Source organism: Nautilia sp., assembly GCF_053994455.1.
Genome location: NZ_JBMYAU010000119.1, coordinates 1 through 10764, shown reverse-complemented (window position 1 = coordinate 10764; position 10764 = coordinate 1). Strand labels below are relative to the sequence as shown.

At 34.5% G+C, this 10764-nt stretch carries 11 protein-coding genes and 1 pseudogene; 7 read left to right on the top strand and 5 right to left on the bottom strand.

Annotated elements, in window-relative coordinates; genetic code table 11:
- The 3 genes from ACXJIE_RS08380 to ACXJIE_RS08370 form a co-directional block, all read right to left on the bottom strand.
- Positions 1-602 (bottom strand): hypothetical protein (locus ACXJIE_RS08380; protein ID WP_456480519.1); only part of this gene is annotated, 602 nt, incomplete at its 3' end.
- A 511-nt stretch (positions 603-1113) separates the two neighbouring features.
- Positions 1114-2721, bottom strand: coding sequence for an AAA family ATPase (locus ACXJIE_RS08375; protein WP_456480518.1), 1608 nt, complete (start codon positions 2719-2721; stop codon positions 1114-1116).
- 48 nt (positions 2722-2769) lie between these two features.
- Complete coding sequence (locus ACXJIE_RS08370) at positions 2770-3597, bottom strand: NAD(+)/NADH kinase (protein WP_456480517.1); 828 nt, start codon at positions 3595-3597, stop codon at positions 2770-2772.
- A 127-nt stretch (positions 3598-3724) separates the two neighbouring features.
- Between ACXJIE_RS08370 and ACXJIE_RS08365 the strand changes: the two genes are divergently transcribed.
- Positions 3725-4225 carry a bacterioferritin gene (locus tag ACXJIE_RS08365; protein WP_456480516.1) on the top strand — a complete coding sequence of 167 codons (501 nt, stop codon included), beginning with the start codon at positions 3725-3727 and terminating at the stop codon, positions 4223-4225.
- Here the strand turns inward: ACXJIE_RS08365 and ACXJIE_RS08360 are convergent.
- Complete coding sequence (locus ACXJIE_RS08360) at positions 4206-4799, bottom strand: CHAD domain-containing protein (protein WP_456480515.1); 594 nt, start codon at positions 4797-4799, stop codon at positions 4206-4208. The genes ACXJIE_RS08365 and ACXJIE_RS08360 overlap by 20 nt on opposite strands.
- Positions 4787-5890 (bottom strand): mechanosensitive ion channel family protein, encoded by a 1104-nt coding sequence (locus ACXJIE_RS08355; RefSeq protein WP_456480514.1) that lies wholly within the window; start codon positions 5888-5890, stop codon positions 4787-4789. Before ACXJIE_RS08355 ends, ACXJIE_RS08360 begins: the two co-directional genes overlap by 13 nt.
- Positions 5891-5951: 61 nt before the next feature.
- Here ACXJIE_RS08355 and aspS point away from each other — a divergent pair, with 61 nt between their 5' ends.
- The 6 genes and pseudogenes from aspS to ACXJIE_RS08325 all read left to right on the top strand — a co-directional run.
- Positions 5952-7718 carry an aspartate--tRNA ligase gene (gene aspS / locus ACXJIE_RS08350; protein WP_456480513.1) on the top strand — a complete coding sequence of 589 codons (1767 nt, stop codon included), beginning with the start codon at positions 5952-5954 and terminating at the stop codon, positions 7716-7718.
- Positions 7711-7980, top strand: coding sequence for a FeoA family protein (locus ACXJIE_RS08345; protein WP_456480512.1), 270 nt, complete (start codon positions 7711-7713; stop codon positions 7978-7980). Before aspS ends, ACXJIE_RS08345 begins: the two co-directional genes overlap by 8 nt.
- A 71-nt stretch (positions 7981-8051) precedes the next feature.
- Positions 8052-8630 carry an adenylate kinase gene (locus tag ACXJIE_RS08340; RefSeq protein WP_456480511.1) on the top strand — a complete coding sequence of 193 codons (579 nt, stop codon included), beginning with the start codon at positions 8052-8054 and terminating at the stop codon, positions 8628-8630.
- Positions 8630-9346: a competence/damage-inducible protein A gene (locus ACXJIE_RS08335; RefSeq protein ID WP_456480510.1), complete on the top strand. Its 717-nt coding sequence runs from the start codon at positions 8630-8632 to the stop codon at positions 9344-9346. The genes ACXJIE_RS08340 and ACXJIE_RS08335 overlap by 1 nt, the downstream gene beginning before the upstream one ends.
- Before the next feature lie 11 nt (positions 9347-9357).
- Positions 9358-10533: a GGDEF domain-containing response regulator gene (locus tag ACXJIE_RS08330; RefSeq protein WP_456480509.1), complete on the top strand. Its 1176-nt coding sequence runs from the start codon at positions 9358-9360 to the stop codon at positions 10531-10533.
- Positions 10530-10764 (top strand): annotated as a pseudogene (locus ACXJIE_RS08325) (adenylate kinase); the annotation flags it as partial. The gene ACXJIE_RS08330 and the pseudogene ACXJIE_RS08325, both read left to right, overlap by 4 nt.

Below are 10764 nucleotides of genomic sequence, written 5' to 3'. Positions count from 1 at the left end.
GTTATATTGTAATGTAAAAACAAAAACTTATAAAAATTACGCAGTAAACGCATTAATTCTTTGGCTGTTTCGGCTTTATTTTTTGTAGTTTGCGCTTTTTTGTTGTTTTTATTTAAATTGTGTATATTTTTTAATAGTTTGTTAATTATATCCGTATGCTGCATTGTGCGGACATCCAGTTCACCGAGTGCAGGTATTATATAATTGCGAATTCGTCCTTGGTCTCTTTTGTCTTCACTGTTATAATACTCATGGATAATATTTTTAAGCAGGTATTTTTCGGAATCCCTTAATTTTTTTTGTATAATTTCCTTATCTTTTTTACTTGTTTTTTTAGCAAGTTCAGCCCGGATAATTTCCCTTGCCTCACTAAAACTTTTATCCGTTATTTTAGCTTTTAGTTTTTGAACGACTTGTTTTGCTTCCGTCAAGGTTATATTATCTATATTATCAATAGTTGCTTCAATTTTCTTTTTATCTTTTTTAATTACAAACTTAAATACTTTGCTTTCCTTTTGCACATAAACATAAAGATTCTCAGCAACTTTTATTTTTTCCACTTTTCCATTATATTTTAGTTTTCTTAGTTCTCTGATTGTCATAATTATTCCTTTTAGTATGGTGCGGTTTTTCAATATAAATAATTATAATAAAAAACCTACCCCAAAACCTACTCCGAAGCAAAATTTCTCAAAATTTCAATAAAAAATAAAAAATTCATTTTTGTTGTCAAATAATTTTACAAATCCCTTAATATCGGTATTTTTAAGTTGTAGAATTTTTAATAAACGAAGAAAAAATGAAGTATTAAATTTAGCATTTGAAGTTCTCCCGTCGCACCATTAATTATCTCAAATCCTTATAAAATCGCAAATTTATGACTTTTAATATATTTCCTAACTCTTTTGTCAATTTTAATATCCTTGATTTATTTTTTATTTTGTATATGTAAATTCATAACTTCTCCCTTCTTTTTACAGGAAAAACATATCGGATTTTATCCCTTCTTCTCAGATTAAGCGGTGACTGGATTTCTTGATTCAAGTTTTCTTTTGTATTCTTAAAGATTCAAAATTTCCATATAAATTCTTTCTTTAATATAATATTTTTATTTTAGCAACTTATTTCAGGATTTACACAGTTTTTTTTGATGAGGCCAAAACCGTTTTTTGTATACGGTTTTTCCTTTAACAGTTCTTTAGCATATTCCACGGCTTTTTGGGATTTTTCTATTCCTCCTATTATTCTTGCAATTTCTTTCACCCTTTCATCAAAATCAAGTTCTTTTACATAACTTTTGGAATCTTTTTTTTCCACCAAAAAATGTTTGTCCGCCTTACTCGCAAGCTGAGGCTGGTGAGAAATTGCAAAAATCTGATATTTACCCGAAAGATATTTTAACACTTCCGCAACACTCATACTCTCCTCCCCGCTTAAATTCGCATCTATTTCATCTAAAAACAGGGTTTTTTCCTCATCTTCATATTCGAGTTTACTTGCAAGCATCGCAACTCTCAGTCTGTTAAACTCCCCTGTGGAAATATTGTTTATATCGATATCGTTTATTATTATTTCAACCCTGTCGGCTCCCAATCTGTTAAGCTCGGTTCTGCTGAACACAATATCCGCCTGCGGCATATAAAGTTTAGAAAGGTAATAATTCAGTTTTTCTTTCAAATGAAGTGCCGTTTTTTTTCTTTTTTCGGATATAAAATCCGAAAGTTCAATTAAATTTTCTTTTAAATCTTCTATTTCTTTTTGCAGGGCTTCTTTTTCAAAACTCAGATTTTGAAGATGTTCAAGTTCTTTTTGCTTTTCTTTATAATATAAAAGACAATCTTCAATACTCCCGTACCGTCTTATCAAATCCTGCAAATCCGAAAGTCTCTGAAGTATCTCTTCCACATTAACGTTTTCTAAATATTCCGCTTTTTCATAAGCCCTGTCAATGGCTATCCTCAGTTCGTTCATGGCATTTGAAAAAAATTCGCTCTCCATCCCGCTCATATCGAGAAGCTCGAAAACCGAATGCTCAAAATCGAATATTTTTTCCACTTCATAAATTTTTTCTTTTATTTTTTCTATTTTGCTCAAATCTTTTTTTACATTCATTAATTCTTCAAACTCCCCCTCTTTCGGATCGATTTGTTCTATTTTTTCCAATTCGAATTTTAAAAACTCTATTTTCTCTTTTGCTTCTTTATCCAAATTTTCTAATTTTTCAAGTTCTTTTTTCTTTAAAATATACTCATTGTAAAGTTTTTTATATTCACTCAACTTAACATAATAATTTTTCTCTTTCACCATTCTGTCAAGAACTTCAAGTATGTTTTCGTTTTCAAACTCTTTTATTTCCCTTAACGAAAGATAATTGATAAATTTGTCCGCAATTTCCCTTACCGTTTTTTTACTCACAGCCTGAGTGTTTATAAAAAACCTGTTTTTATTTTTTTTAATCTGTTTAAAAATAAGTATTTCATCATTTTCCAATCCGTATTCTTCTATATCTATATTATTATCGACAACGGCTTCCCCTAATTTTGCATTCAAATCAAAATAGCCGAAAATCGAAAGAATCCCCCTCATCAAAACCGATTTTCCGGCACCGCTCGGTCCGGTAAAAACTATTAAACCTTTAGAAAACTCAAGCTCTACTTCACTGAATTCAAGCTCAACCTCATCAAAAGTAACATATTCTTTTAAATACACTCTCTCAATCATTAAAAAACCTCCGACTTTTCACTTTTCATTTTCCATTTTACATTGTTATTATTTCCCATCTCCCCAGTTCAGTTTTTCTCTTAAAACCTCAAAATAGTTTCTTTCCAGCCTGTGTATTAGTTTTGCGGGATTGTCCGCTTTTTTAATTTTTATTTTGTCTTTCATATCGAATATTTCCTGCCCGTCTATAATTAATTTCGCCTTGTTGTTTTCCACTTCAAGCTCAATCTCAAAATGGCTCGGTAAAATCAAAGGCCTCTGTGTGAGGGAATGGGGGCATATAGGTGTTAAGACAAACCCTTCGGTCAGAGGATATACCACAGGACCGCCGGCACTTAAATTATAAGCCGTGCTTCCGGTCGGAGTTGAAATTATAAGCCCGTCGCCGTAATACCTGTTCAGATGCGATTCGTTGGTGTCTACGTTTATGTGTATCATGGAAGATATAACATCCTTGCTTATCACCACGTCGTTAAAAGCGTAAAGCCTGGTATTAAGATAGCCAACTTCCATAACCATTCTCTCGTCAACCCTGTATTCTCCTTTTAAAAACTTATTTAAAAATTCATCGATATTGTCAGGATTGATATCCGTAAGAAAGCCGAGTTTCCCTGCATTTATTCCTAAGATAGGCTTATCGAACCTGTAGCTTCTTCTCGCTACCGAAATAAGCGTGCCGTCTCCCCCGAGTGAAACCAAAAAATCAACACTTTCACACATTTTTTCAAAATCCATTCCGAGTATTCCTATAAGTTTGGCGGAAACCATATCTATATATACTTCAATACCTTTTTTTTCAAAAATTTTCTTTATTTTAAAATACAAATTTTTTAGGCTTTCATCTGCTGTAGGCTTTAAAACGAATCCTGCTTTCACTTATTCCCTTTTTTTCTATAATTATACCAATTTATATAAAACATTAGTTTTTGTTATTTAGAGGAAAAAAATTATTATTTAATAATATTATGCTATAATGTTAAATAACAAACAAAAAGGACTGAAAATGGACAGAAAAAAATCAATAGAACTACTAAATAAAGCGGTTGCGGAAGAGTTAAGCGCAATCCATCAGTATATGTATTTTCATTTTATATTGGACGATTTGGGATACGACCTGCTTGCCGGGATATTTAAAAAAACGGCGATTGACGAAATGCTGCATACGGAAAGGTTTGCGGAAAGAATCTTGTTTTTAGGCGGAGAGATTGAAATGAAACCGGCTTATGAGGTGGAACATATAAGAGAGCCTCACAAAATGCTCGAATGGGCGATGAAAAGCGAAGAGGAAGCGATGGAGATGTATAACGACTTCGCGGTTGAATGTACAGCGGCAAGAGACGCAGGAACAAAACAGATATTTGAATCAATTATTGCAGATGAAGAGAGGCATTTCGAAGGATTTGAACAGGAATTTGAAAATCTCGAAAAATTCGGCGACAGATATCTTGCACAGCAGGCAATGGAAAGAAGTAAAAGAATGGGAATTAATCCGGCAGAACAGTAAGAATTTCCTTTCTCGCCTTTTCGGCTTTTTTTATCTGCTTTTGTTTTTTTATATAAGCGGATAACGGTGAAAATTCAAATTTCTTTAACAGCTTTTCGCATTTATAATAATCGTGCGCTTTTCCAAGAGCATCCTGAATTTTTTTGAATTCTTTTTCATAATCTTTATTTGTATATCTGCAGGCTTTTATTTTCAGTCTCAAGCGGTGCAGTTCTTTGTCGTTTTTATTTAAAAACGTTTCTTTTAAAAGTTTTTTGCAGGAAAACAAATTGATTTTTCCTTTTTCTTTCGCGGGTATTTCTTTAAATTCTATTTTTTTAAGCGTTTTTATAAATTTTTTATTAAGTTTTTTTCTTCTTTTTTTAAGAAAATTTTTTATTTTTCTGTTTTTGCATATTTTAAGCATTACATCTGTATCCCTCAGTTTTGAAGATGAGCTTAAAACTGTCTCGCAACCCTTATCGCTCAAACCCTCTTTTTGTAAAAAAGAGAGCTTCCTTCTACATTCTATTCTTAAAGAGTGAAGTGTCTTTGCATCCTGTTTTTTAATATATTTTTTAATCAGTTTTTCCATAGGTTCTTCCTCTCGTCATAGAAAATAACCGATGTAGGGAAAGCAAGCTCGAGTTTGGAGCTTTTTATAATTTCAAGCACTTTAAAAAGCACGTCCTGTTTAACTTTAAGCCACCCTTCCCAGTCCACGGTAATGGAAAACGCATATACCAAAATATTCATCGAATAATCGTCAAAATCATCCAGATATACCAGCAGGGTTTTTCTGACCCCATATTTGTCCTCGATGGAAAAAAGAGTGTTTTTCATCATTTTTTTTCTCAGCTGCGAAGCTATTTTACGATCGGTTACTATCTGCGGATGATGTTCAAGCATTGTTCTGATTTCGTAAATAACCCTGTTAAGTTCTTCGGTATCGGTTGTATATTTGATTTTTATCCAAAATTTTATGCGTCTTCCTATAATTCTTCTTGACCAATTTTTAACCCACTGATTCGCCAAAACGGAATTCGGAATCGTTATAAGCGAATTGTCAAACGTTCTTATCTGCGTAGCGGTAAGCCCGATTTCGGTTACAAACCCCTCAAAGTCTTTCGTTTCTATCCAGTCACCCTGATGAAACGCATCTTCGCTGACAAGTCTTATCGAATCGAAAAAGTTGCTAAGAGTGTCTTTTGCAGCAAGCCCGACAATCACACCGCCTATTCCGAGTGACGTTACGATTGCCGTCAAATTCACACCCAAATGTGATAAAACCAAAACAAATATGACAATAATCAAAAAAACTTTCGTAAGGTTTATTACAAGTAAAAAAAGCTCCCTTCTTACGTTCGCCTTTTGAGCGAGTTTAATTGAAATTATCGTATAAACTATATACTTAAAAATTTCATAAAACAGCCAAGCGGTTAATAACAGGTTTCCGTAAAAAGCTATATTCGCAGCTTTTAGATCTATTTTCTCAAGCCAGTAAAGAAGCAGATTGAAATTTACAAGCAACAAAAACGGTATTCCTATTTTATTCACTCTCGAATAAAACAGTCTCAAAGAAAGTTTTCTTCTGTGTTTAAAAAGATAAATTTTTAATTTTTTAGTTATATACGAATAAAAAACGTCAAGTAAAAATACCCCAATAGACAATATTATCTCTATCATTTTCATCCTTTGAAAAAATTATATCACATTTTGGTATAATTGCGCCTAAAAAAGGAAATTAATGAGAACTCACTACTGCGCCGAAGTCAATGAAAGCTTAGTTGGTCAGAAAGTGGAACTGACAGGCTGGGTTAATTCTCACAGGGATCACGGTGGGGTTATTTTTATCGATTTAAGGGATAAAAGCGGAATCGTGCAGATTGTAGCCGATCCTGCCGACAGCACAAAAGCCCATAAAGTTGCGGAAGAAATTAAAGACGAGTATGTTTTAAAAGTTGTCGGGCTTGTAAGACTCAGAGGCGAAGGCCTTGAAAACCCCAAACTTAAAACGGGGAAAATAGAAGTTGTCGCCGAAGAGATTATCATTGAAAACAAAAGCGAAGTTTTACCTTTTCAAATCGGTGACAAAAGCGTAAACGAAGAACTGAGACTCAAATACAGATATTTGGATTTGAGAGATCCTAACAGCCTTAATACGTTTATTTTAAGAAGCAAGGTTACAAAGGCAATCAGGGATTATTTTGACAGTAACGGATTTATAGACGTAGAAACACCTGTGCTTACAAAATCGACGCCTGAAGGTGCAAGGGATTATCTGGTTCCGAGCAGAATCCACCCGGGCGAATTTTACGCACTTCCCCAGTCCCCTCAGCTTTTCAAACAGATTTTAATGGTAGCCGGGTTTGACAGATACTACCAGATTGCAAAATGTTTCAGGGACGAAGACTTAAGAGCCGACAGACAGCCCGAATTTACACAGGTGGATGTTGAGATGAGTTTTGTCGAAGAAGACGACGTAATAGCGGCAATCGAAGGAATGATTAAAGAAGCGTTCAAAGTGGCGGGCGTTGAGGTGTCTCTTCCGATTCCGAGAATGACTTACGCGGAGGCAATGGAGAAATACGGAAGCGACAAGCCTGACTTGAGATTCGATCTTCCTATGGCTGACGTAATAGACGAATTTGTCGACTCGAACAACGAAATTTTCAGCACCATCGCTCAGGATAAGAAAAATAACAGATTTAAAGCCCTAAAAGTTCCGGGAGGAGATAAATTTTACAGCAGAAAAATGTTAAAAGAGCTTGAAAATTTCGTTAGAAAATTCGGCGCAAAAGGTCTTGCATACATTCAGGTAAAAGAAGAAGGGCTTAAGGGACCTATTGTTAAATTTATGAGTGAAGAATCTTTAAACAAAATGATTGACAAACTAAAACCTGAAATCGGTGATATTATTTTCTTCGGTGCGGGTGATAAAAAAACCGTTCTTGATTATATGGGAAGATTAAGGGTGAAAATTGCAAACGATATGGGATTAATCGACCATAACGAATACAAATTTACGTGGATTGTTGATTTCCCTATGTTTGAAAAAGACGAAAACGGCAACCCTACCCCTCTTCACCATCCGTTTACAATGCCCGATATGGATACATGGGATGAGGAAAATTTCGAAAACATTCAGTCAATCGCTTACGATTTGGTTCTTAACGGATACGAAATCGGAGGGGGAAGCATCAGGATTCATAAAGAGGAAATTCAGGAAAAAGTATTCAAAATGCTCGGAATCGACGAAATGGAAGCTCGTGAGAAATTCGGATTCCTTCTTGACGCGCTTAAATTCGGCGCACCTCCTCACGGCGGATTCGCACTCGGCCTTGACAGGGTTATTATGCTTATGACAAAAACGGACAATATCCGTGACGTTATAGCGTTCCCTAAAACGCAAAAAGCCCAGTGTCTGTTAACGGGCGCACCGGGTGAAGTTGACAAAACCCAGCTAAAAGAACTTCACATAAGAGTAAAAAAACCAAAAGTGGACAATGAATAAAAAAATAAGCGAAGTTACAAATTTAACTTTGGCAAATTTAAAAAAAGGCGATGTTTTTAAAATCGTGGGATTTGACAAGTCCTGCGGAAATTTTAAACACAGACTAAGCGATCTCGGTATAAGCAAAGGTCAGATAGGACAGGTTATAAACAAATCCCTTTTCGGCCCTATAGAAGTTGACATAGAGGGAAGAAAGCTCGCTTTAGGGCGCGGAATGACCAAAAAAATTTATGTTAAAAAATTCGAATGCCCTGTTCTGTAAACGGAAGAGATAAGGTAAAAAAGAGGCAAAGATAAAGAAAAAATTTTCAAAATAAATAAAAAGGAGAGAATATGAAAAAACTGTTTTTAATCATAGGAGCACCCGGAAGCGGTAAAACTACTGACGCCGAACTTATAGCCGAAAAAAATGCCGACAAAATAGTTCACTATTCAACGGGAGATCTTTTAAGGGCGGAAGTTGCAAGCGGAAGCGAACTCGGAAAAACAATCAAAAGCTATATCGACAACGGAAATCTTGTTCCTCTTGAAATTGTAATCAACACAATAAAAAGCGCAATTGAAAAAGCGCCTAAAGACATCGTTTTAATCGACGGTTTCCCAAGAAGCGTGGAGCAGATGAAAGCACTTGATGAAATGCTTAAAAACAGCGAGGATATCGAGCTTGTAAGCGTTATTGAAGTAGAAGTGAGTGAAGATGTGGCAAGGGAAAGGGTTTTAGGAAGAGCAAGAGGCGCTGATGATAACGTTGAAGTATTCAACAACAGAATGAAAGTCTTTATGGAACCTTTAAAAGATATTCAGGATTTTTACAGCGCACAGGGCAAACTCATCAAAATCAACGGTGAAAGAACAATCGAAGAAATAGTAAACGAAATGGAACAAGTTATAAAAGAAAAAGCCGGAATTTAATGAAAATCTTTCAGGTTATAATCGGTACCGAAATACTAAACGGAAGAAGAGAGGATAAACATTTTAAATTTTTAAGGGATATTCTTCTAAACAGAGGATATGAACTTTTCTCCTCTTTTGTTATAAAAGACGAACCCAAACTTATAAAAAATGTTTTTACACTGATAAAAGACACTCCCGGATCCATGCTCTTTTGTTACGGCGGTATAGGAGCCACTCCGGACGATTATACAAGACAGACGGCCGCCGAAGTTTTCAGCAACGGTAAAATGGAATTTAACGAAGAGTTTAAAAAAATAATCGACGATAAATTTCCAAATGAAGACAACACAAAAAAATACCTGCTCGCTTACTGGCCTAAAAACGCCAAACCTTTAAGAAACAATCCCGTTAACGGTTATCCCGGGTTTTATATAGATGAAAAGTTTTTCTTTATGCCCGGCTTTCCCCAAATGGCACATCCTATGACGGAAGAGGCGGTTAAAAAGTTTCTTCCAAAAAAGGAAAAAAAAGAAAGATTTACCTTGATTGCTTACGCAAAAGAGTCCGAAATGCTTGAAATAATGGATAAAATACCGGTATATGTTGAATTTTCAACTTTACCCAAACTTGATTATACAAGTGAAATTTCATTTGCCGGTAAAGATGCAAAAGAAATTTTCGAATGGTTTAAGACAAAATTGAAAGAAAATAATATAAAATACTATGAAACATAAAAAGGTTTCAAATGAAAATCAAACCCAATCCTTATCTGAAAAACCTTACCTGTCTTTATGTTGAAGACGATGAAAACGTAAGAGAGAGTTTTTTGCTTATTTTAAATAAAATATTTAAAAACGTTTTAATTGCAAAAAACGGTGAAGAAGGCTGCATTTTATATGAAAAATACAAACCGGACATTGTACTTTCGGATATAAAAATGCCGGTAATGGACGGGCTTGAAATGACAAAAAACATAAAAACACTGAATTCCGACGCATACATATTACTCCTTACCGCCTTTACCGATATAGATTTTTTAAAAAGAGCCATCGATTTGGGTGTTGAAGGATATATTACAAAACCCATTGATAAAAAAAAGCTTTACCAAAAACTGAATTTTTTGGCGGAAATAATTAAACACAAAAAAGACGCCCAGGAAAACCTTCAGCTTTTAAAAAAACTCTTCGAAGAACAAAACGATGCAGTAATACTTGCCAAAGACAATGACATAAAATTAAAAAACAGCGCTTTTATCAAAGAGTTCGGCGATTTTAAAACACTTGACGATTTGGAGGAGTTTTTAAAAACCGATATTATCTTTGATGACAAACCGACAGTAGTAAACGTCGAAATCGGCAATACACAAAGAACATACGAAATTTCTTATAAAAAAGCGGACAGCACCCATAAAATCATCACTTTTAAAAACATATCAGAAATAAACGAAAAAATTTACACCGACGACCTTACAAAAACCTACAACAGAAAATATCTGAATCTGCTTACAAACAAACTCATCAACAAAAACGTCTGTTTCATACTGTTTGACGTTGACGATTTTAAACATATAAACGACACGTACGGACATCTTGCCGGGGATATCGTTTTGCAGATCTTATCGGAAATAGTAAAAGAAAACCTGAGAAAAGACGACTATTTCATAAGATGGGGAGGGGAGGAGTTTTTAATTATTCCCAACAACGTGGAAAATTGCACAACCGCCGCAAAAATAGCAGAAAACCTTAGAAATGCCATTGAAAAAAGTAATTTTATGGAAGTGGAAAAAGTAACGTGCAGTTTTGGTGTAAGCTGTTCTTTTATTTCTTCAAAAGAAGATATAAAAGAGCTTTTCAAAAAAGCCGACAAAGCTTTATACAAAGCAAAAGAAACTGGAAAAAACAAAGCAGAGGTATTGACATGACACTTTATTATTTATTACTGTTTACAAGTATTGCAATAACGGCTTTTGCCGTTTACAATATCACAAAAATTTCAAAAATTGAAAAAAATACGGACAATTATCTTTTTGCCATAACAAGCGAGAGGGGCTATTACATAGGAGCCGTGCTTTTTTCGTTTGCGCTTATGGCGGTTTCAGCCTTTCAGGCCATGCCTTTTGTATTTGATATGAGGGTTTTTAGTATTGTATTTT

Bases quoted from the DNA above. Each gene is read 5' to 3' on its own strand.
- ACXJIE_RS08360 (WP_456480515.1), bottom strand. From the start codon at position 4,799: ATGGAAAAACTGATTAAAAAATATATTAAAAAACAGGATGCAAAGACA.
- ACXJIE_RS08330 (WP_456480509.1), top strand. From the start codon at position 9,358: ATGAAAATCAAACCCAATCCTTATCTGAAAAACCTTACCTGTCTTTAT.
- ACXJIE_RS08340 (WP_456480511.1), top strand. From the start codon at position 8,052: ATGAAAAAACTGTTTTTAATCATAGGAGCACCCGGAAGCGGTAAAACT.
- ACXJIE_RS08345 (WP_456480512.1), top strand. From the start codon at position 7,711: ATGAATAAAAAAATAAGCGAAGTTACAAATTTAACTTTGGCAAATTTA.
- aspS (WP_456480513.1), top strand. From the start codon at position 5,952: ATGAGAACTCACTACTGCGCCGAAGTCAATGAAAGCTTAGTTGGTCAG.
- ACXJIE_RS08335 (WP_456480510.1), top strand. From the start codon at position 8,630: ATGAAAATCTTTCAGGTTATAATCGGTACCGAAATACTAAACGGAAGA.
- ACXJIE_RS08355 (WP_456480514.1), bottom strand. From the start codon at position 5,890: ATGATAGAGATAATATTGTCTATTGGGGTATTTTTACTTGACGTTTTT.
- ACXJIE_RS08365 (WP_456480516.1), top strand. From the start codon at position 3,725: ATGGACAGAAAAAAATCAATAGAACTACTAAATAAAGCGGTTGCGGAA.
- ACXJIE_RS08375 (WP_456480518.1), bottom strand. From the start codon at position 2,721: ATGATTGAGAGAGTGTATTTAAAAGAATATGTTACTTTTGATGAGGTT.